Source organism: Chitinophaga sp. HK235 (assembly GCF_018255755.1).
In the GTDB taxonomy this organism is placed as follows: Bacteria; Bacteroidota; Bacteroidia; order Chitinophagales; family Chitinophagaceae; genus Chitinophaga.
The window spans coordinates 1,756,525-1,782,065 of sequence record NZ_CP073766.1 but is presented as its reverse complement, the minus strand read 5'-3'; the positions used below and the strand labels follow the sequence as shown (position 1 = coordinate 1,782,065).

Annotated in this window: 4 protein-coding genes; all 4 read left to right on the top strand. The window is 49.6% G+C overall.

What is annotated here, in order from left to right; genetic code table 11:
• The first annotated feature begins 130 nt into the window (after window positions 1–130).
• The 4 genes from KD145_RS05590 to KD145_RS05575 all read left to right on the top strand — a co-directional run bounded on the left by KD145_RS05590 (window position 131) and on the right by KD145_RS05575 (window position 25,509).
• Entirely contained in the window at window positions 131–1,099 is a 969-nt protein-coding gene (locus KD145_RS05590; RefSeq protein ID WP_212004920.1) for a pyridoxal-phosphate dependent enzyme, read from the top strand.
• A 27-nt stretch (window positions 1,100–1,126) separates the two neighbouring features.
• The gene (locus KD145_RS05585) at window positions 1,127–2,095 is read left to right on the top strand and encodes a 2,3-diaminopropionate biosynthesis protein SbnB (RefSeq protein WP_212004919.1); all 969 of its coding nucleotides are present in this window, start codon (window positions 1,127–1,129) and stop codon (window positions 2,093–2,095) included.
• A gap of 115 nt (window positions 2,096–2,210) precedes the next feature.
• On the top strand, window positions 2,211–5,369 hold the full coding sequence (locus KD145_RS05580) for a non-ribosomal peptide synthetase (protein ID WP_212004918.1): 3,159 nt from the start codon (window positions 2,211–2,213) through the stop codon (window positions 5,367–5,369).
• Between the two features lie 61 nt (window positions 5,370–5,430).
• Entirely contained in the window at window positions 5,431–25,509 is a 20,079-nt protein-coding gene (locus KD145_RS05575) for a non-ribosomal peptide synthase/polyketide synthase (protein WP_212004917.1), read from the top strand.
• Window positions 25,510–25,541 lie beyond the last annotated feature (32 nt).

The window sequence follows — 25,541 nt, the reverse complement described above, 5'->3', positions numbered from 1 at the left end:
GGCCTTTTTCTGATTGTTTGTTTTCACTTGTTATGATTTCGCTGAAATAAATTCAGATAACCATTTCGTTATACCTGCATCCACACCCCGGATGCAGGTATCCCCCAGTTTTTACTTCAAAATATAACTTATGCTACAACAGCTTGAAAACCTGTCTGCCTTTATAGGTAATACCCCCCTCATTTCTCTTCGGAACACAGATACTCCCTTATGGGCTAAGCTTGAATACAACAATTTCTCCGGCAGTTCAAAAGACCGCGCGGGTTACAGCATTATCTACAATGGCATCAAAGCCGGACATATTAACCAGGATACCACGATTATCGCTTCCAGCTCCGGTAACCTGGCCATCGCCGTGGCTTCCATCTGTAAAATGCTGGACCTGAAATTTATTCCTGTCATTGATCCCAATATCAATGCAGCATACGAAAACCTGTTGAATCTCCTTGCTTACAAGGTGGTGAAAATTACGGAGCGTGACCACACCGGTGGTTATCTGCTTACCCGTATTGATACCGTCAACAAGATGCACGCCACCATTAACAACTCATTTATCGCTGATCAGTACGGTGATCCCAACAACTATAAAGGATACTATGGTTTAACAAATGAGATCCTGGCATGCCCCAAGCCGATTGACTACATATTCGTAGCGGTTAGCTCCAGTGGCGCTATCACAGGCATCTCCAAAAGTATCAAGGAAAAAAGACCGGACATTAAGATCGTAGGAGTAGATGTAGAAGGTTCCGTGATTTTTAACGCACCACCTGTAAAACGATATATCTCCGGCATCGGCGCCAGCCAGGTTCCGCCTATTATTAAAAACGCCCTGATCGATGATGTGGTGATCCTCTCACAAACAGATATCATCAAAGGCTGTCTGGAATTGCTCAATGAGCAGGTGATCTTTGCAGGTGCTTCCTCCGGCGCTGTTTACCTGGCCGCTAAAAACTATTTCAAGGATATTTCCTATACAACCACACCCAATTCACTGCTGATATTTCCTGACAAAGGCCATTCATACCTTGATACTATTTACAACAAGGAATGGGCAACACAACTGGCCAACAAATTGGAATCTGCATCTATCGCACAATAAAAAAATTTTAAAATTTAAAAAATTAATATGCTCTATCTTAATGCTGATCATATCCGTGAAATAGGAATTGACTGGGAGGAACTGACAAATGTTATCAGTGGTGCCACGGCTGCACTGCATCAGAATGATTTTTCACAGCCGATAAAACCCTATCTGCGTTATGGTGATCCCAAAAACAGGATCATTGCCATGCCGGCCTACATCGGCGGCCAGGCGCCACTGGCAGGTATCAAATGGATTGCCAGTTTCCCCGATAATATCTATCAGAAAAAGTTAAGAGCGCACTCTGTCACCATCCTGAATGAACATGACTCAGGAATACCGTTGTGTGTGATCAATACAGCTACTATCAGCGGCATCCGTACAGCCGCAGTTTCCGGCGTAATACTTAAAAAATATCTCTCCTCCAGGAAGGAAGATCAGCAATTTACCGTGGGTATTATCGGCTTTGGTCCCATCGGTAGAATGCATCTGAAAATGGTCACTGCTATTCTGGGCGATCGTGCAAACAGGATTTTATTGTATGATATCAACGGGGTTGATCTGACAGATGTAGATCCTGCACTGAAAAACAAGATAGTAGTGGCCGACTCCTGGCAGGACTGTTATACCGTGGCTGATATCTTCATCACCTGTACCGTATCATCAGCTCCCTATGTAAACCTCCCGCCGGTAAAATCTTCGCTGCAACTGAATGTTTCGCTGCGCGATTATAAAGTGGAGATGGTGAGCCACATGGACGTAATGGTGGTAGACGATTGGGATGAAGTGTGCAGACAAAATACAGACATCGAAAATATGCACAAGATCATGGGACTGGAGAAAAGTGATACGTTGTCTATCGCAGATGTAGTCTGTAAAGACGCTTTACAGGACAAGGGAGACAGCATCGTAATGTTTAATCCCATGGGAATGGCCGTGTATGATATTGCCGTTGGTGGCCATTATTATCAGGAAGCACGCAAAAGAAATGTGGGCATGGTGATGCCGGACTGATCCCCCAATTCTAACAGGAGCATTGTTAACCCCACCGATATCAATGGTCATATCCAATTTTCAGCACCTGGACCACGCATGTGCTGTACCAATTAAACAAGCATAATATAACAATATGTCACTGCAAATAGTTCCGCTGCACCCTTCGCAGCATGATGTTTATATGGATCAGGTGATTCATCCGGACAGCCCGCAGAATAACGATGGTGGCTATATTAAACTGACAGGTCATCTTGACAAGGAAAAATTCAGGGAAGCTATCATTTCTATTCCGGGTGTGTTTGATGCATTTAAGCTACGGTTTGATCTCAGCGGCCATGTGGACCATGCGTATCTGGAAGAGGATTACCGGGAACACCTGTCGGAGCTTGACTTCAGCGCAGAAGGCCTGGATAACGTGCTGGAATGGATGCGTGAACAGTTCAATATAGCGATAGCTGTCAATAAGGAAGAACCTCCTTATCAGCATTACCTGATCAGGGTTACAGATACACTCCATATCTATATTTTCAAATGCCACCACCTGGTGTCTGATGGGTATGGTATCTCTGTCCTGTTCCAGTATATCGCTGCAAAGTATAAATCACTGGTGACGGGTACTCCTTCATCCTTTAACTTTCCTTCTTATGTAGAAGAAGCCATCAGGGCTGCTGCTGCCTATAATAACGAAGATTATCAGAAAGAAGGTATTTACTGGAAAAATAAAATTCCTGCCAGACCTGCGCCGCTGCTGCAAAAAAAATCACAAAATGCCGTTGGACATGATCAACGCAGCGAAGCCCAGATTATTGAGGTGCCGCAACATATCCAGCGATTGCTGGAAACATTGCAGGAAAAAACAAAAGCCGGTCTGCAACAGCTGACCATCGCGGCTTTTATCATCTATTTTTCCAGGATATATGGCCGTACTGATTATCATTTCGGAATGCCGCTGCATAAACGGAGAAATAAACAACTGCGTAGTATCGCCGGCATGTTTACCGGTATTATTCCTTTTAAAGGTACCTACACACCGGGAACGAAACTGATAGACCTGATCCGTCAGATCTCCGCTGCACAGCGGGAAGACTACCGTTACCAGAACTATCTGCTGGGCGATCTCGTAAGGCAACTGAAAGTGAACACCGCAGAAGATTATCTGCTGGAGGTGATCGTGAATAATGCCACCATGAATTGTAAGCCGGACTTCGGCGGGGAAATAGAAGCCACCAACTATACGGTGGCCAGTGGATTTATGCCTTTCCCGCTGGAAGTGGCCTGGTTTGATTACAATGAAGAACAGCCCATAGAGCTGAGGATATATTATCAGTTACAATATTTTAACGCTGCAGAAATTACGTTGTTACGGGAACGGCTATTGCACATATTGCAACAGTTCCCTGATTCCCTGGAGGCCAATATTGATGATATCGATATTTTGCCGGATGCTGAAAAAGCCCTGTTATATGGCTTTAACAACAACTTCCGCATCAACCCGCCGGAACATACTTCAGTGATTACGCTGCTGGCAGAACAGGCAGAACGTTCTCCTGACGCCATAGCGGTAATGTTTGAAGGGATGAAACTCACCTATCGTGCCCTGCACGAACGTTCCAACCAGCTGGCGCATTATCTGCAACGCAGGGGAGTGAAGGCCAATAAGCTGGTGCCTGTATGTATAGAACGTTCGGTGAATATGCTGGTGGCCATCCTGGGCATCATGAAGGCCGGAGCAGCCTATGTACCAATAGATCCTGAATATCCGGAGGAAAGGATCCGCTACCTGCTGGAAGATACCGGTGCTTATGTTATGATCAGCAGCAGTTACGGCAAAAGAAATATCCCGCGCGATATGGCGGTAAGTGTGATCCTGCTCGATAATATTCCGGATATTTTCAGTAACGAACCGGTACATCCGGTCGCCGGCACGCCAGCACCCGATGATCTGGCTTATATGATCTATACCTCCGGATCTACGGGCAGGCCCAAAGGGGTGATGGTAGAACATAAAGGCATGCTGAACCACCTGTTTGCCAAAATAAATGATCTCAGTATCCATCAATATTCAATAGTAGCCTTTACTGCTCCCTATACTTTTGATATTTCCGTATGGCAGATGCTGGCCGCTTTAGCCTGCGGCGGCACTACCATTATTTATCCCGACCATCTCATTTACAACCCCACGGCCTTTATCCGGACAGTAGACCGTCATATGGTCACTGTGCTGGAGCTGGTGCCTTCCTATCTGGCCGCGTTGTTGAAAGAAAACAACGGGGTTACCCTTAGTCATCTGGAATATTTACTGGTTACGGGTGAAGCGGTGAGCGCGCATACCTTACAGCAATGGTTTGCCCATCCTGCATTTGCGAGGATTCCGGTGGTTAACGCTTACGGCCCTACGGAAGCTTCCGATGATATTTGTCACCACTTTATGTATGAGGCGCCCGAACAGGTCAATGTGCCTTTGGGTAAACCTATACAGAACATGCGGATTTATATCACAGGCCCTTCGCTGGAACTGATGCCGATGGGAACACCCGGAGAAATCTGTGTGGCAGGTCCTGGTGTGTCCCGTGGTTACCTCAACCGACCGGAGCTGACAGCAGAGAAATTTGTGGTCAATCCTTTTGAAACAACATTCGAAGAAAGGATGTACCGCACCGGAGATCTCGGCAGATGGCTGCCCGATGGCACTATCGAATACCTCGGCCGCCTGGACGACCAGATCAAAATCCGCGGATACCGTATTGAACTGGGAGAAATAGAACATGTACTGGTGAAATGCCCGGCGGTCAACGAAGCGGTGGTCATCAAAACAGAAGGCGACAATACACAACTGGTAGGTTATGTAGTGCCATGCGGTGAATTTGACAGAGAGGCCATACTCGGTTTCCTGCAGGGCAAACTACCGGAGTATATGGTGCCGGCAGTGCTGATACCGCTGGAAAATATTCCGCTGACAGCCAACGGAAAAATTGATAAAAAAGCACTGCCCGCGCCGGATGGACGCTCCCTGCAACCACAGGAATATGTGGCCCCCCGGAATGCTACAGAAGAAAAAGTAGCCGCCATTTGTTGCTCTTTACTCGAAATACAACAGATAAGCATACACGATAAACTACCGGAGCTGGGAATGCATTCCCTGCTGATGATGCGCCTGGCCGCAGCGCTACAGTCGCAGTTTGGCCTCACCATCACTGTCAGGGAACTGTTTAACCTGGTAACGATTGCTACACTGGCCAAACATGTGGCAGCGCAGCTCTCCTCCAGAAAAGAAAAGAGGATCGTATTGTGATCCTCGTCGTACAACTATCTATGAAAATTAATCTCGCATTTTTCAATTAAATCTTAGCACAATGCCCAGTTTAAACTTTAGTGATATTGCAGCCCTGTTGCAGCAGGCTAATGAAAGTGGTGTCACTATATCTTTTGAAGATGATAATCTTTTACTGGATATTCAGGAAGACAGAGAGATAGATGAATCATTTCTGAAAAAATTAAAGCAATATAAATTCCACCTCATAGAATACCTGAAGCAGCAGGGTACTGAGCCGGTTTTTACAGATGAAATCACACCGGTTGCCAGCACCTACAATGGGCAGATTCCATTGTCGTTTAGCCAGGAACGTTTGTGGTTTATCGATCAGCTGCAGGGAAGCGTGCAATACCACATGCGCGGTGCTTTCAGGATCACCGGAAAACTGGACACTGCTTCCCTTGAACGCACCTTCCAGACCATTGTGAATCGTCATGAAGTATTGCGTACAGTGATATTGCAGGAAGATGGCAACCCCTATCAGCAGGTGCTGGAGCCAGACAGTTGGCATATGGGCCTTACAGATGATGACCGCTATAAGGAGGATACAGTACAGCTGCATGCTTATATTACCACCCTGTTCAACATTCCTTTTGACCTCGCACACGACCATACCTTCCGTGTACATCTGGTACGCCTGGCACCTGAAGAGCATATGCTGGTGGTGGTGATTCACCATATTGCCGCAGACGGCTGGTCTTTGTCGATACTGATTAATGAAATGGTGAAATGGTACCGGATATATGCCGGCCGCCTCGCAGATACGATAGAGCCTTTAGGTGTGCAATATGCTGATTACGCACTATGGCAACGTAAATACCTCAGCGGCACGTTGCTGGATAAAAAACTGGCCTATTGGAAAAAGAAGCTGTCAGACACCACCTTGCTGGAACTGCCTACAGATGGTGACCGCTCCCTGATAAAAAGTACCCGGGGTGCCATGATCACCTTTAACATCGACGAAGAACTGACTACCCAGCTGAGAACACTTTCACATCAGCAGGACGTGACCCTCTATATGACACTGCTGGCGGCTTTTAAAGTACTGTTATACCGCTACAGCGGCGTGGAAGATGTTTGTGTGGGTGGTGCTGTCGCCGGAAGAATGCAGATTGATATCGAAAAGCTGATTGGCTTTTTTGTTAATACCGTGGCACTTAGAAGTGACCTCAGTGGCAACCCTACCTTTGTAACATTCCTGGACCAGGTAAAAAATACATTGCTCGATGCCTATGACCATCAGGAAGCTCCTTTTGAAAAGGTGGTGGAGATGATGGGAGGAGAGCGGGATATCAGTAAGAACCCACTTTTCCCGGTGATCTTTGTATTGCAGAACGCACCGCATATGCCGGATCTGAAGCTGGGAGAAGCCACCATTGCCCGCGAACCGGTGAAACATATTACCAGCCTGTTCGACCAGTTCTGGTCACTCGAAGAAAAACCGGAAGGTATTAAAGTGGACCTGGAATATTGTGAAGACCTTTTCAGCGAAGGCACTATGCAGCGGATGGTGGACCACTACCTGGAACTGTTGAAAGCCGTAGTGGCAGCACCGGCTTCGCATATCGGTACATTGAATATTTTAAGCGAAGCAGAAAGACATACCCTGGTATATGGGTTCAATGATACTGCAGTCGCTTATCCGGCTGAGAAAACAATTACTGATTTGTTTGATGAACAGGTACAAAAGACACCGGCCGCTATGGCCCTGTCTTTTGGCAGTCAGCAGTTAACCTACAGCGCACTGGAAGACCAGTCTAACAGGCTGGCGCAGTATCTCAAAAGCCTGGGTGTTCGCCCGGGCATGTTTGTACCGGTATGCCTCGATCGCTCTGCGGAACTGATTGTCAGCATCCTCGCCATATTAAAGGCCGGTGCTGTATTTGTGCCGATAGATCCGGAATATCCGAAAGAGCGTATCAGCTTTATGTTGCAGGACACCGGCGGTAACCGCATCATTACCAGCAGTACCTATAAGGCTTTGCTGCTGGACATTGCACCGGATGCTGTATTACTTTGTACTGACAGCATCGGGGAGGCACTCGGAAACATGCCGGCCATCCCGGTGGTAACTGATATCACACCCACATCACCGGCTTATGTAATGTATACTTCCGGTTCTACCGGTAAACCCAAGGGTACACTGGTGATGCATCGTAATGTGGTAAGCCTGGCCACCGGCGGCAATTTTGTGCCATTAGGCCCCGGCGATGTGCTCTTGTCTACCGGTTCTCCGTCTTTTGACGCTACTACTATCGAATACTGGGGTATGTTGCTCAATGGCGGCCATCTGGTATTATGCCCGCAGAATCATTTCCTGGACAATAATCTGTTAAAGGAAGAGATCCGTAACAGGCATATTACAAAAATGTGGTTTACTGCCAGCTGGTTCAACCAGTTGGTGGATGATGATATTCGTTTGTTTGAAGGCCTTGCTGTAGTGATGGCCGGTGGTGAGAAGCTGTCCGAAGAACATATACGCCGCTTCCGCGCAGCATGGCCTGATATCACCGTTATTAACGGTTACGGACCTACGGAAAATACGACTTTCTCACTTACCTATACCATCAGAGAGCTGACGGCTGGCAGAAGCATTCCTATTGGTCGTCCGCTGGGTAACAGAACAGCGTATGTGCTGGATACATTCGGTAATCCGGCGCCTATCGGCGTCGCTGGGGAACTGTATGTGGGCGGTGCCGGCGTTTCTGCAGGCTACCTTCATCAGCCGGAGCTGACAGCAGAGAAGTTTGTAAAAGACACCTTCAGCAAATTACCCGACGCCCGTTTATACCGTACCGGCGACCGCGCCCGCTGGCTGCCGGATGGTAACGTGGAATACCTGGGTCGTATAGACGACCAGGTTAAAATACGCGGTTACCGTATTGAACCCGGTGAAATAGAAAAAGTGCTGAACAGCCTGGACGAAGTGACCTCCGGCGCCGTAGTGGTAAAACATTTATCAGCAACCGAAAAGAGACTGGCAGGTTATTACGTACCCGACCTCACGGCTATACGAAAAAAAGAATCCCTGTTATACCTGCAGCAGGTAGAAACCTGGAAAGAGCTGTATGAAACAGCCTATGTAAAAGCCGATGAGATCCCCGATCTGGATGAAGAGTTTAACATCACCGGCTGGAACGACAGCTTCACCGGCGGAGCCATCGCATCCGAACTGATGGCCAAATGGCTGCAGGACATCACTGCGGTGATATTGGGAGAGAAACCGAAGCGGGTGCTGGAAATAGGCAGTGGTACGGGGTTGATCTATTATCAGCTGGCCGGCCATATAGAGCGGTATATCGGTACCGATTTTTCCAGTGTGTCGATGGCCCAGATGCAACGGAGAATTGACAAAAAAGAACGCGTATATCCCGAAACCACGCTTAAATTATGCGCTGCACACGACGTAACACTGGAAGAGCATGAATCGATTGATACCATCATTCTGAACTCCATCGTACAATATTTCCCGGGAGAACAATACATGACGGATGTATTAGCCAAATGTGTTACGCTCCTGAAAGGCCAGGGCACCATCATCATCGGTGACGTCCGTGATCTGCGCCTGTTGCCTTCCTTTAAACGTCGCCTGCAACTGGACAAGCTGCAGGACAAAACCGGTATTCGTGAATTTAACTGGCAGGTAGACCAGGAAGTGCTGAAGGAAGAAGAGCTTTGTTTTGCACCGGCTTACTTCTATGAACTCAGTTCCCGCTTCCCTGAAATCACCCATGTAGATATTCAGTGGAAACAGGGCGATTATGGCAATGAGCTGAGCCTATACCGTTATACGGTGATTGTTCATGTAGGCAGGGAGAAAGAGGTGCTGCGCCCTGACTGGCAGTCCTGGGATGCGCTGGATGATAAAGGTGATATCCTGATTGAACTGGCCAAAGGAACAGACATCATTGCACTCAGGGATGTGCCTAACCCACGCTTATGGAGAGAACGCCTGCAGGAACAAGCCATACGCGGCAGAGCGGCAGATAATGTGAAAGAACTGATTGCTGCCAGTGCCGCACCCGACCAGGAAACAGCCATGGTACAGGAAATCCTGACACTGGCCAGGGCCAAGGGTTATCGTTATCGTTTGTTGCTCAACGAAGATCCGTTGAAGATCGATCTGGTGCTGGAGCAGCATTCCTTTGATGGGGTGGTGGCACCTGTTGTGGCTCAACGTACCCATACAGCAGCGGCTAAAACCAGCATCCCCTTATTCCCCGATATCTGCGCCTTGTTGCAGCGGGATATCCGGGATGCCATGTCGGAGCTGTTGCCTGAATATATGATTCCCTCCGACTTTATCGCACTGCAACAGTTACCGCTGACAGCCAACGGAAAAACCGACCGCCGGTTTCTGAGTGTCAGGGATGATATGCAACGTAAAAGCCGGATCAACTATCAGGCGCCGGTAACGCCCACAGAACAGCAGCTGGCCAAAATATGGCTGGACCTGCTCCGTGTTGATACCATCGGCGTACGGGACAACTTCTTCGAATCCGGCGGACACTCCCTGCTGGCCACCCGTGCGGTGTCTGCGATCCGCAAAGAGATGCAGGCAGAGCTGAACGTAAGAGACTTCTTCCTGTATCCTACCATCGCACAACTGGCTGCTTACCTTGATCAGCAGGACAGAAGCAGTCTGCTGCCACCGGTGATGACCGGCCGGCGCCCTGCCCTCATTCCATTATCGTTTAGCCAGGAACGTTTGTGGTTCCTCGATGAACTGGAAGGGACCCTCGCTTACCATATGCCGCTGGCCCTGAGATTAAAAGGGCAGCTCAACAAACAGGCACTTGCCGGGGCTCTGCAGGAGCTGGTCAACAGACATGAAGTGTTGAGGACCGTGATCCGCGAGAAAAACGGAACTGCCTATCAGCAGGTGCTGGACAAAAACAACTGGCAACTGGAAGAATCCGTGTGGGACCTCCGTACAACGGACACGGCTACACTACATGCCCATGTGCTGTCTGTTATCAATACCCCATTCGATCTTTCTGCCGATCATATGCTGCGTGCCCACCTGATGGAGGGCGGACAGGATGAATATATACTGGTGCTGGTGATGCACCATATTGCTTCTGATGGCTGGTCTGTGTCTGTTCTGGTGAAAGAGCTGGCAACCTTTTACGAAGCTTTCCTGCAGGGTAGCCCCGCTTCGCTGCCGGAGCTGGAACTGCAGTACGCCGACTTTGCCGTATGGCAGCGCGACTGGCTCACACCCGAAGTGCTGGCATCCAGGACAATATACTGGAAAGACAAACTGCGTGGCGTGGCTCCACTCAATCTGCCCACAGACAGAACAAGACCTGTGGTACAGAGCAGAAAGGGCAGCCTGGCCACCTTCAAAATCGATAACATTCTGAAGGAACAATTGAAACAGCTGAGCCAGCGCGAAGATGTGACATTGTTCATGACCTTATTGTCTGCTTTCAAAGTATTGCTGCACCGCTATAGCGGCCAGGATGATATCTGTGTAGGTACACCTGTGGCCGGAAGGATACAGCAGGAGGTAGAAGGGCTGATAGGCTTCTTTGTGAATACGCTGGCCTTACGCAGTGATCTGGGTAATAATCCGACTTTCACGTCGCTGCTGCAGCAGGTGAAGGAAACCACGCTGGCTGCCTACGAGCATCAGGAAGTGCCGTTCGAAAAAGTGGTGGATGAAGTGGTTACCAGCAGAGACCTGAGCAGAAGTCCTTTATTCCAGGTGGTCTTCGGTCTGCAGAATACACCTGATGTGCCTTCTATCAGTCTGGGTGAGGTATCCTTAAAAGAAGAAATTATTGAACATACCACCGCTCAGTTTGACATGAGTTTTTCCGCAGTGGAAACCCGTACCGGACTGGATGTAAACGTAGAATACTGTGCTGACCTGTTTGACGGGCAAACAGTGGCCCGTTTGTGGGAACACTTCGAACAGCTGCTGCGGGGTATTGTGTTAACACCTGATCAGCATATTGGATTATTGCCGATGCTGGCTAAAGGAGAGCGGGAGCAGCTGCTGGAATCATTCAATGCAGTGTCTGTAGGATATCCCAAAGACAAAACCATTGTAGACCTGCTGGTGGCACAGGCACTTCGTACGCCCGATGCCGTAGCCGTATCTATCGATGATAAGGTGCTGACCTACCGTGAGCTCCATGAGCGCTCCAATCAGCTGGGACATCATCTCAGAAGCAAAGGGGTACAGGAAGATACGCTGGTGCCTATTTGTATTGAAAGATCACTGGAGATGATCATCGGGATACTGGGTATCTTAAAGGCTGGTGGAGCCTACGTGCCCATAGATCCTGATTATCCGGAAGATCGTATCAGCTTTATGCTGGAAGATACTGCGGCCAAAGTGATCGTTACCAGCAGCACCTGTAAAGAGAAACTGAAAATCAGCCGTAGAGGCGTTACCGTGATAGCAGCGGATAAAAAGCTGCGGACAACTGCGGCGCATAAGACTACGGCGCCTGAAACAGCCCTGACGCCTTCCAATCTGGCTTATGTTATTTATACCTCCGGTTCTACCGGCAAACCTAAAGGGGTGCTGATAGAGCACCGGAATGTGGTACGGCTGTTTGAAACAGATGCACCCTTGTATGATTTTAATGAACGGGATGTATGGACTATGTTCCATTCCTTCTGCTTTGACTTCTCTGTATGGGAAATGTACGGAGCTTTGTTCTACGGCGGCCGCGTAGTGATAGTGCCCAAAAAGACTGCGCAGGATGCGATATCCTTCGGGGAGCTGTTGATAAAAGAAGGCGTAACCATACTTAACCAGACACCTTCTGCTTTTTACGTGCTGCAGGACTACCTGACAGGCGTGGCGAAAGAGGTGCCGGTGCGTTATGTGATCTTTGGCGGTGAAGCGCTGAATCCGGGTAAACTACAGCCATGGCTGCAACAGTATAGTAATTGCCGCCTGATCAATATGTATGGTATCACCGAAACCACGGTGCACGTGACCTATCAGCCGATAGGACTGCACCATGCAGAAAGTGGTAGTGTGATAGGTGTGCCGATTCCTACGCTGAGCCTTTACATCCTGGACCCTTATGGAGGGCTGACACCGGCCGGTGTAGCCGGAGAGCTGCATGTAGGCGGCGCTGGGCTGGCCAGAGGTTATCTCAACCGTGAAGAGCTGACCGCGCAACGCTTTGTGGCGGATCCATTCAGCACGGTGCAGAATGCCCGTATGTATAAAACCGGTGACCTGGGACGCTGGCTGCCGGACGGTTCTATTGAATACCTGGGCCGTATCGATGATCAGGTGAAGATCCGCGGTTTCCGTATAGAGCTGGGAGAGATTGAAAGTGTGATGACCAAATGTGAGCTGGTAAGCCAGGCCGTAGTATTGGCAAAAGCCGATCCTAAAGGAAACAAAAGGCTGGTAGGATATGTAGTGCCAAATGGTACTTATGACAGAGCAGCCATCCTGGCCTATCTGAAAGATCAGCTGCCGGATTATATGGTGCCGGCTATTCTGGTGGAGCTGGACAAGCTGCCACTCACCAGCAATGGTAAAGTAGACAAAAAAGCATTACCGGATACAGATGCCGGGACTACGCTGACCAATGAATACATTGCTCCGCAGAATGAGATAGAACGTACACTGGCTGGTATCTGGAAAGATCTGCTGGGTGTAGAACGGGTAGGGATACACGACAACTTCTTTGAACTGGGCGGAGATTCCATTATCACTATACAGGTGGTAAGCCGTGCCAGAAGAGCGGGGTATCAGTTGCATCCACGTGATCTGTTTGCTCATCAGACCATCGGAGGACTGTCTGCTATGTTATCCGCTCAACAGCAGGCCCAGTCTGCCGGCGAGCAGGGTGTGCTCACTGGTAGCAGCGGACTGTTGCCCATTCAGCAATGGTATTTTGAATCCAACCCACCTTCCGTCTCACATTTTAACCAGGGTATTTTACTGGAGATAGATAAAACCATTACTTCTGACGCCATTGCCAGGGCTGTAGCCGCTTTGGTGCGTTATCATGATGCACTCCGTTTTGTATATCAGCAGGAAGCATCCGGATGGACACAACAATATGGTGTTCCGAAAGTTGAACTGGAAGTGGCAGATCTTCGCCCGGTGATGGTTTCCGCGCTGCCCGCAACAATTATCAGCTACGCGGATGCTGCGCATCGTAGCCTTGATATTACCAGGGGTAAGTTATTACAGGCCACGCTGTTACTGACACCTCCACGAGAAGCGCATAACCGCCTGCTGCTGGCTGTTCACCACCTGGCGGTAGATGGCGTTTCCTGGCGTATTCTGGTGGAAGACCTGGAACTGTTGCTGAAGAATGATACTGCAGATGTAGACAACGTGCTGGGAACCAAGGGCACTTCCATCCGTCAGTGGCACGAAGCGCTGGTCGGATATGGCAGCAAGGCGTTATTGTCTGACCAGGTAGGTTACTGGGAACAGATGGTAGCCCGTTATCAGCCGCTGAACAGGCTGCGTAACAACCACCGGGTTATAACGATGCAGGATATACGTAAACAGGAGGTGAGATTAAGTGCTGCGCAAACAAGTGCATTGTTACACGAAGCGCCACGGGCTTACCATACAGAAATCAATGATATCCTGTTGTGTGCGCTGGCACAGGCTGTGAATACCTGGAACGGAGGCAGGGATGTTGTTATCGGGCTGGAAGGTCATGGCCGCGAAGACATTGCGCCGGGCATTGATACCACCCATACGGTAGGATGGTTCACCAGCCTTTACCCTGTGTTGCTGGAAACCGGTGCTGCCAGAGGGGAAGGAGCGACGCTTAAATCCGTAAAAGAACAGCTCCGCCAGGTACCTGACAGGGGAATTGGTTTCGGGGTGTTAAAATATCTTCATAAAATCCCTTCCCTGCAAGGGCAGGATCCATGGGACATTGTGTTCAACTACCTCGGGCAATCAGATAGGACGGTGAATGAGGAAGGACATATCCGCAAGGCAGAAGAGCTGCCGGGAGTAGCCATGGCACCTGATTATCCCGTGAAGGAAAAAATATCTGTCAACAGTATCATACAGCATGGAGAGCTGGTGCTGGAATGGGGATATAGTACACATCATTTTGAGGCTGCTGAGATAGCTGAACTGGCAGCCTTGTACCTCACACAGCTGGAAGCGCTGATCAGTCATTGTATTTCCAGGCCGGTGTCTGTCTTCACACCTGCTGATTTCGGGCTGGGCAAGGCTATTACGGTGCCTGAGCTGGATGCCTTTATGGAGGCCTCTTTCAGAGGTACCCCACGTCAGGCTCAGGTGGAAGGACTGTATCGCCTCAGCGGCTTACAGGAAGGTTTGTTGTTCCATGGTCTCTACGATAAACACAATGCTGCTTACATAGAACAGCTGGGATGTGATCTGGTCAATCCGAATATCAAGGCCCTGCAACAGAGCTGGGACCACCTGCTCCGCCGTTACAGTGTGCTGAGAAGTGGTTTTTATTATGATGATTTCAGTGTTCCGCTGCAATGCGCTTATCTGGAGGCAACGATGCCGTTTACCGTGCTGGATTATCGCGGCATGGATGAAGCGGCGCAACAACAGGCGTTGAAAGCCTTTGAGGCAGCCGATCAGGAACGGGGCATCGATTTCCGGGAAGTACCTTTAATGCGGGTGGCGCTGATACAACTGACGGAAAACCGCTACCGGATGTTATGGACATTCCATCATATCCTGTTTGACGGCTGGTCACTGAGCGTGCTGCTGGAAGGTTTGCTGAATACTTATGAATTGCTGGTTACCGGCAAACAGACAGGCATATACGAAAAAGATCATTACAGCGATTTTATCCGTTATGTAGAAAAACAGGACAAAGGCAAGGCGGCTGCTTACTGGCAGACCTATCTCAGAGATGTAAATGAAGGAACGTTGTTGCCGTTTATCCGTGCTGCCGCCGAACGTACCAAGGGGGCAGGCGTTTATAAAGCCATCGCCTTGCTGCTCGACAAGGATACCACAGCCGATGTTACCCGGTATGCACAGCAACAACGGGTGACGGTCAATACCATCATGCAGGGCGTGTGGGCGTACCTGTTATCCCGCTATACCGGCCGTGATGAAGTGACCTACGGCGTTACAGTATCCGGTCGTCCGGAAGACCTGCTGGGCGTAGAACAGCGTGTAGGGCTGTATATCAATACACTTCCGCTGCATACGGTGGTGAATGAAAACAACCGCATCGCTGCCTGGCTGCAGGAAATACAGGCCGGTCAACTGGAAAGCAGGGAATACCAGTATACAGGGTTAGACGCTATCCAGCGCGGAGCCGGTATTTCAGGAGATCTGTTTGACAGTCTGCTGGTATTTGAAAACTATCCGGTAAGTAAAGCCGTTTCCTCTGATAAATGGCAGCTACAGGTAGCAAACGTTTCGGTACACGAACAGACTAACTACCCCCTGGATATTATCATCGAGGCGGCTGAAGAAATCAGCATCCGCTTCAACTATAACGCAGCGATATTGCCAACAGGCTATGCCGAGGCTATTGCAGGACATTTCAAACAGGTGTTGCTGCAGGTACTGACACCAGGCAATAACATCATCAGCGATATCAGCTGGCTGACAGCATCTGAAAATCAATTACTCGAAACATTTAACAATACTACAGCGGCTTATCCGGCGGATAAAACACTGGTCAGCCTCTTTACAGAGCAGGCTGCCCGTACACCGGAAGCTACAGCCGTTGTATTTGAAAACGAATCACTGACCTATCGTGAGCTGGAAGAACGCTCTGCACAGCTGGCCGCTTATCTGCAGGCACAGGGTGTAGACAGTGAAACACTGGTGCCCGTATTCCTGGAACGTTCCAACTCCATGATGGTGGCTATCCTGGGTATTCTCAGGGCTGGCGGTGCTTATGTGCCGGTAGACCCTCATTATCCGGAAGAACGTATCCAGTATATGCTGGAAGATACCAGGGCCAACATACTGGTGAGTGACAGCGCTTCGGCTGTTTTGCTGCCTGCCACAAAAATTGCAGTGGTAAAACTCGATGAGGAATGGGAAACCATCCGTACTTATACCGCTCCGTTGAAAACGGCCGTGAAGCCCCATCAGCTGGCTTATGTGATCTATACCTCCGGCTCTACCGGTATGCCTAAAGGTGTGATGAATGAACACAAAGGTGTTGTAAACAGGCTGCAGTGGGCACAGGAGAACATATGCCTGAACAGCGGAGATGCCGTTTTACAGAAAACAACTTTCTCTTTCGACGTATCTGTATGGGAACTGTTCTGGCCTTTGATTGCCGGTGCCAAGCTGGTATTTGCAAGGCCGGAAGGGCAGAAAGATACAGATTACCTGCTGGAAGCGATAGATCGTTATGGTATTACCACCATACACTTTGTTCCTTCCATGTTAAACGTTTTCCTGGAAAACATCACTACCGGTGCCTGCAGTTCGCTGCAACGGGTGCTGTGCAGTGGTGAGGCCTTAAAACCACAGCAGGTGTTGGGGATAAGGGAGAAGTTGCCGCATGTGGAGCTGTTTAACTTATACGGACCTACGGAAGCAGCTATAGAAGTAACCTGCTGGCATGCACCGCGTACAGCAGCAGTGGAAGTAGTGCCTATTGGTTTGCCGCTGGCTAATACACAGTTGTATATCCTGGATAAGTCCGGCCATTTATTACCTCCGGGCGTTGCGGGAGAACTGCATATTGCAGGTATACAGGTGGCCAGAGGGTATTGGAACAGAGCCGCATTGACAGCGGAAAAATTTGTGGCTGATCACTTCAGCAAGCAGCCGGGAGCTACGATGTACCGCACCGGTGACCTCTGCCGCTGGCTGCCCGATGGTAACATTGAATACCTGGGCAGGATAGACGACCAGGTGAAGATCCGTGGTTTCCGTGTGGAACCGGGCGAAATAGAAAACGCTCTGCTGGACTCCTCACTGGTAAGTGATGCCGCCGTGATAGTAAGGGAAGATGCCAACGGACATAAGCGCCTGATCGCATATGTAGTGCCCAACGGAACCTTTGACAAGGATAGTATCGTGTCTTTCCTGAAAGGCAGATTGCCGGAATATATGGTACCATCCTTTATCTCCCCGCTGGAAGCCATACCACTGACCGGCAGCGGAAAGGTAAACCGCAAGGCATTGCCGGATCCCGATGCAGCCGCGCTGTTGTCTGATACTTTTGTAGCACCACGCAACGAAACAGAACGTATCCTTGCGGATATATGGCAACAATTACTCAACCTGCCCCGTGTAGGCGTTTACGATAATTTCTTTGAATCAGGTGGTGACTCCATCATTTCCATACAGGTAGTCAGCCGTGCGAGACGTGCCGGCCTGGAGTTCCAGCCACGCGACCTCTTTACACACCAGCATATTGCTGCGCTGGCAACAGAAGTGCTGTCACGGAAAAAAGATACCCTGACAGGTGAACAGGGACTGCTGGCCGGTGCCAGCGGCATGTTGCCCATCCAGCAATGGTATTTTGAAACAGCAGGTACCGATGCTCCTTATTTCAACCAGAGTGTCTTACTGACAATTAATAAAAAAGTAACTGCTGCCGATTTGTCGGCCGCTATCAAACAATTGTTGGCTTACCACGATACGTTACGGTTTAAGTATACGCATACCGGCACCGCATGGGAACAGGTTTATGGCACTTATGAAGGAATGCTGACAGCGGAAGACCTGCAGGCCATTCCGGCAACACAGCTGGCAGACCGTATGCTTGAACTGAGCAACTACTATCAGGCCACGCTTAGCATAGAAAGCGGCATCCTGGTAAGAGCTGTGCTGATGCAAACGCCGGCATCCGAAACACATAACAGACTGTTGATGGTAGTGCATCACCTGGCCATAGACGGCGTGTCCTGGCGTATTCTGCTGGAAGACCTGGAACTGCTGCTGCAGCAAGGCGCCGCAGCCCTTTCCATGCCTAAGGGCAGTTCCTACCGCCAATGGCAACAGGCACTCGCCAGGTATGGTGAAACAGCACGTCTGCAGAAACAACAGTCCTACTGGGAAAAAATCAGGGAACATTATATCCCGCTGCGTACAGAAAAAACATCGTCAGAAAATATAACGATATCGGATATACGTACACTGGATGTACGGCTGGGACAGCCACAAACCCAGCAACTGCTGCAACGTGCATCACATGCTTATCATACCGAAGTAAATGATGTGCTCCTGGCTGCATTAACACAGGTATTATCTGCCTGGAACAGATCCACCAGTATGGTCATCGGCCTGGAAGGCCATGGTCGTGAGGATATCACAACAGGTGTAGACACCAGCCGTACCGTAGGTTGGTTTACCAGCCTTTACCCGGTGTTCCTGCCTGCAACAGCAGCAGGACAGCCCGGCACCCTGCTGAAAACAGTGAAAGAGCAGTTGCGTAAAGTGGCAGATAAAGGGATCGGTTATGGTGTACTGAAATATATCAACAAAGTAGCGGCCTTACAGGGCAACGATCCATGGGATGTAGTGTTCAACTATCTCGGACAGGCAGATAATATCATGCAGTCCGGTAGTTACCTGGGCATCGCCCATGAACCTTCCGGATCTTCCGCATCTCCGGAACTGAAAGTAAATGAGAAGATAGGAGTAGACTGCATGGTACAGGGAGGTGAGCTGGTAGTACAATGGAAATACAGCAGCCTGCATTACAATGCCGCTACTATCCAACAGCTGGCCACTGAGTATATCACACAGCTGGAAACACTCATCAGTCACTGTACAGCGCAACCCGAAACAATCGCCACACCATCTGACTATGGCCTGGGACAGGATATCAGCATGGAAGAGCTGGACCGTTTCCTGGACACACCTTATCAGGGCATCGCCAGACGTAAACAGGTGGCTGGTTTATATCCGCTGAGCGGATTGCAGGCAGGTATGCTTTTCCATAGTTTGTATGACGGGGAAAGCGGAACCTACATCGAACAGTTTATATGTGATCTGGAAAACCTGCAACCACAGTCCTTCATCCAGAGCTGGAACCGTTTGCTTGAACAATACAGCATTCTGCGCAGCGCATTCTATTATGATGAATTCAGCATACCGGTACAATGTGTATATCAGCAGGTGGAAATACCAGTGACCATACTGGACTATACCCATCTCAATGCAGCTGAACAGGAAGCCGCTTTTGAGGCTTTCAAGGCTGAAGACCTGCGTCAGGGATTCGATTTCCGCGAGGCTCCATTGACACGGATATCACTGCTACGCCTGCACGAAAATAACTACCGCCTCCTGTGGACCTCGCACCACATGCTGTTGGACGGATGGTCATTACCAGTGCTGGTAGACAGTTTGCTCAATACCTATGAATTGATAGTATCCGGCAGAGAGCTGCCACCCGTAACGGTAGATCTCTTCGAAGATTATATCCGTTACACCGAAAAGCTGGATAAAGAACAAATGGCTTCCTTCTGGAAAAAATACCTGGAAGGCGCTACTGAAGGAACGCTAATGCCATTTATCGATGCTGTTTCTACCAGGACCAAAGGCAGCGGGGTATACAAGGAAAAACGTATTGCGCTCGACGAAGCAGCTACCCGTCAGCTGGCGGCTTTTGCCCAGCAGCATCATATCACCACCAGTACGTTGATGGAAGGCGTGTGGGCGTACCTGTTATACCGGTATACCGGCCGCCAGGAAATCACCTATGGTGTTACCGTGTCCGGAAGACCGGAAGATCTGCCAGGCGTTGAGCAAAGGGTAGGGCTTTATATCAATACACTTCCACTTCATACAAGAATAGAAGAAACCAGGGGTATCGTATCCTGGCTGCAGGAACTGCAGGCAGGACAGCTGAAGAGCCGCGAGTTCCAGTATGCAGGTCTGAATGATGTGCAGCAATGGTCCGGTATTACCGGTGATCTGTTCGATAGCTCCATCACTTTCCAGAATTATCCTGTCAATGAAGTGCTGTCTGCGAAAGACTGGCAGTTGCGAATCAGTAATCTGGAAATACATCCACATACCAACTATCCCCTGACGATCATTATTGGTATTGCTGCAGAAACAAGCCTGTTGTTCAGCTACAACAGCGGTATGTTGCAGGAGCCGTTTATTGAGATGATCGCGACTCATTTCCGCCGTGTACTGGAACAGATCATCACACTCGGAACTGCTACAGTGGCCTCGCTGGAGATGATAACACCGGCAGAGAAAAAGACGCTGCTGAATACCCTTACAGTGCCTTATCCTGATAGGGCTACGGTCACCACGCTGTTTGAAGCACAGGCCGACCGTGTACCGCAAGAGGTAGCTGTTGTATATGAAGAAGGAGTGCTTAGCTACCAGCAGCTGGAAGAACGCGCCAATCAGCTGGCCCGTTACCTGCTGGATCATGGGGTACGTCCTGGTGATATGGTACCATTGTACATAGAACGTTCGCTGCATATGATGGTGGGCATGCTGGGTATCCTGAAGGCAGGTGCCGCCTATGTGCCCATAGATCCGGATTTCCCGGCAGAGAGAATCGCCTATATGTTAAAGGATACCGCTGCGGGTGTAGTGGTGAGTAGCAAAGCCTGTGCTGGTGGATTACCTCAGCACCCGGAGCTGCATATCATACAACTGGACAGTGATCAGCTGAATCATCAGCACACTGAACGTTTACAACTGCCGCATCATCCCGGCCAGGTAGCTTATGTGATCTATACTTCCGGTAGTACCGGACAGCCTAAAGGCGTAATGGTCACCCATCGTAACCTGGTAGACTATACGTTTGGACTGAAGCAGGCAACGCCGCTGGAAGAATGTCGTTCTTTCGGTTTGTTGTCAAGCATCGCTACCGACCTGGGTAATACTGTGATCTTCGGTTCTTTGCTTACCGGTGGTGCACTGCATCTGTTCTCTAAAGATGCTATCAACGACCCCGATATCATCCATCAATATCTGCACAAACACCCGGTAGATTGTATCAAGATAGTACCTTCTCACTGGAAGGCACTCAGCTCCGGCGATCATCTGCTGCTGCCAGGTAAACTGCTCATCTTCGGAGGGGAGGCGCTGGACGCAGGTGTGATAGAAAGCATCCGTGCTGCAGGCACCGGTTGTGTGGTGGTTAACCACTACGGACCAACGGAAACGACTATAGGAAAACTACTGCATGTAGTAAAAGACAATTACGTATACGACAAAACCGTACCTATTGGCAGGCCATTCTCCAATACCAGCGTGTATGTGGTGAGCCCTTCCGGGAAACTATGTCCCACAGGTGTTCCGGGCGAACTGTGGATCGGAGGGACCGGTGTGGCCGTAGGATATCTCAATAATGAAACACTTACCCAGTCAAAATTTATTGCCGATCCTTTCCAGCCGGATACAACAGAACGTTTGTACCGGACCGGAGACCTGGTGAAATACCTGCCGGACGGTAATATACTCTTCATGGGCCGTATCGATGATCAGGTGAAGATCAGAGGGTACAGGGTAGAGCCGGGAGAGATCGAAGCAGTATTGGCAGCCTGTGAGCTGATCAGCCAGGCAGTTGTGCTGGTAAAAGCAGATACCGCAGGCGACAAGCGACTGGTGGCTTATATCGTGCCGGAAGGAGAGCTGGATAAAGAAGGTGTAATGGAATATATCAGGAAGGAATTGCCTGAATATATGCATCCGTCTTCGCTCATAGTACTGGATCACTTCCCGCTGCTGGCCAATGGTAAAACAGACCGCAAAGCATTGCCTGATCCTGAAGCCACTGCTGTGCAGACTGATAAATATGAAGCACCCGTAACACAGACAGAAATAAAGCTGACTGCTATCTGGGCAGCCTTGCTGGAGGTAGAAAACGTAGGGTTGCATGATGACTTCTTCGTCCTGGGCGGACACTCCCTGCTGGCGATCCGTCTTATCTCAGCCATCCGTAAGGAGCTGACAGCGGAAGTAGTGATCGGTGACGTGTTTGATTATCCTACTGTTAAAACACTGGCCGCACATCTGGACAAGAGTAATGTCCGGACAGCAGTACCGGCAATCCTTCATAAGGAAAGGCCTGCAAGGGTACCGCTTTCGTTTAGCCAGGAACGTTTGTGGTTCATCGATCAGATGGAAGGCAGCGTGCACTATCACGTACCTACTGTGTTAAGGCTGAAAGGTGTGCTGGACAAAACGGCACTGGCCAATGCGCTGCAAACCGTCGTTGCCCGCCATGAGATTTTACGGACGGTGATGGAACAGGAAGACGGACAAGCCTTCCAGCGTGTAAAAGAAGCATGGGACTGGAAGATGGATATCATCGATGGCACTCCCTGGAAACAGGATACTGTGTCCCTGCACACTGAAATAGACCGGTTGATCAGCCTTCCGTTTGATCTGCAGAAAGATCATATGCTGCGTGTGCACCTGATTACGCTTTCAGAAGAAGAATATGTGCTGGTAGCCATCCTTCACCATATCGCTTCAGACGGCTGGTCTACCGTGATCCTCGTAGAAGAGCTGATAGAGCTGTATGCCGCTGCCCTGGAAGACCGCACGCCGCAGTTAAAGCCCATGCAGGTACAATACGCCGATTATGCCCTCTGGCAGCGTAATTATCTGTTTGGTGATGTGCTGGAACAACAGTTGGCATACTGGAAAAATAAACTGAATGACGTAGCACCGTTACAGTTACCTACAGATTATATCCGTCCGGCTGTTCAAAGTACCCGCGGTGCCAGAAGCTGGTTTACACTCGACAAACAACTGACAGATCAGATACATACACTGTCCAGACAGGAAGGCGTGACCCTGTTTATGACTATGCTGGCCGCCTTCAAGGTATTGTTGTATCGCTACAGCGGGCAGGATGATATCTGTGTAGGTACACCGGTAGCAGGCAGAACACAACAGGAAACAGAAGGACTCATCGGCTTCTTTATCAATACCATTGCCCTGCGTGCTGATTTGAGCAACAACCCTGCATTCACCGCTTTCCTGCAACAGATAAAGGAAACCACCCTGGGAGCCTTTGCACATCAGGAAGTACCCTTTGAAAAGATTGTGGATGCAGTAGTGAAAGACAGGGATGTAAGTCGTACACCGTTGTTCCAGTCGGTATTTGTATTGCAGAACGTACCACCGGTACCGGAGCTGCGCCTGGGCAACATACAGTTTACACATGAGGAAATACCTTATACCAAAACCAAGGTAGACCTGAACTTCACCCTGGAAGAAACAGCCAGTGGTATGGTGGGTTGTGTGGAATACTGTGTGGACCTGTTTAAGGAAGCTACCATCCGCCGGATGATACAGCATTTCGAACAGCTGTTACGTTCCATTATAGCAGCACCCGCTGTATCTGTAGGAACCATACCGATGTTGAATGCTGCGGAAGAAAAAGAACTGCTGTACGATTTTAACGACACGGCTACAGATTACCCAACAGGAAAAACAATCATCGATCAGCTGAAAGCCCAGGTAGCATTACAGCCGGAAGCCACCGCGCTGGTGTTTACCACGCATCAGCTGAGTTATAAAACGCTGGATGAGCGCTCAGCACAACTGGCGCATTATCTCCGCAAAAAAGGCGTCAGCAATGGTACACTGGTACCGGTATGCCTGGAACGTTCGCTGGAAATGATCATCAGCATTTTAGCTATCCTGAAGGCAGGAGCGGCTTATGTGCCCGTAGATCCTGAGTATCCGGCAGAGCGTATCAGTTATATGCTGGAAGATACCGGCGCAAAAGTAATGGTCAGCAGCATTGCCTGCAGTGATAAGCTCAGTGCTGTTCGTCCGGATGCGAAGATCATTGTGGTAGATGATGAATGGGAAACCATACAGCGCTATCCTGCCATAGATCCTGAAAATCCGCCACAGCCGGATGATCTGGCCTATGTGATCTTTACTTCCGGTTCTACCGGCAAACCCAAAGGGGTGATGCTGGAGCACTATGGTGTGGTGAACCTGGCGCTGAGCCAGCGGGACGCCCTGTGGCTGAAACCAGGCATGAGATCACTGCAGTTTGCTTCTTTTGGTTTTGATGCTTCCTGCTATGAAATCTTTAACACGTTGCTGAGTGGTGGTATACTGGTGCTGCCCCGCAAGGAGGACCTGTTGTCTGCCGATAGTTTTGCAGAACTGGTCAATACCCAGCAGGTGGAACTGGTGACATTGCCGCCATCCTACCAGCATATTATCAAAGATGTGTTGGGGCCTGTGAAAACGATCGTATCCGCCGGGGAACCTCTCAACAGAGAAGATGCCAAATACCTGCAGGCAAAAGGTATCCGTGTGGTTAACGCCTACGGACCTACGGAAAACACGGTATGTACCACGCTCACAGACAAGCCTGTGCTGGAAGATAATGTGGTAGTCATCGGCAAACCTATTGCCAACGTAGGCGTATTCATATTGGATCGCCATATGGGACTGTGCCCTGTGGGTGTTGCCGGTGAAATGTGTATCGGCGGCCCTGGTCTTGCCCGCGGTTATCTCCACAGAGAAGCACTCACCGCAGAGAAATTTATTCCTCATCCTTTCAGCATAATCCCCGGAAACCGCCTGTATCGTACTGGTGACACTGCCAGATGGCTGCCCGATGGTAACATCGAATACATCGGCCGTATCGATCATCAGGTGAAGATCCGCGGCTACAGGATAGAACTGGGTGAAATTGAAACTGTGTTGCTGGAATGCGGCCTGGTAAACGAAGCCGTAGTACTGGCCAGAGCAGATGGTGCAGACAATAAACGTCTGGTAGGTTATGTGGTGCCACAGGGTACGTTTGACAAAGACGGTATTCTCGAATACCTGAAAGAAAAACTGCCGGAATACATGGTACCATCCCTGCTCATAGAAATGGACCAGCTGCCGGTGACCGCCAGCGGTAAAATAGACCGCCGTGCCCTGCCAGACCCGGATGAGATAATGAAGAAGGGAGAATTCATAGCTCCGCGCAATGACATGGAAAGCGCGCTGGCAGACATCTGGCAGGAACTGCTGGAAGTACCACGGGTAGGCATGTACGACGACTTCTTTGAGCTGGGTGGTGACTCACTGCTGGCAGTAAGGGTAGTGTCTTATATGAAACGGAAGCTCTCCGTCAGCATCCAGGTCAGCAAATTGTTTGAGTATAAAAATATAGCAGCGTTGTCTGAATATGTCCAGGCCCTTACATCGGCCACCACCGACGACAGCGAAGCATATGATGTACATGAGCTGTAGGCTGCGATATCATCCAACTTTTTACAGGCTAT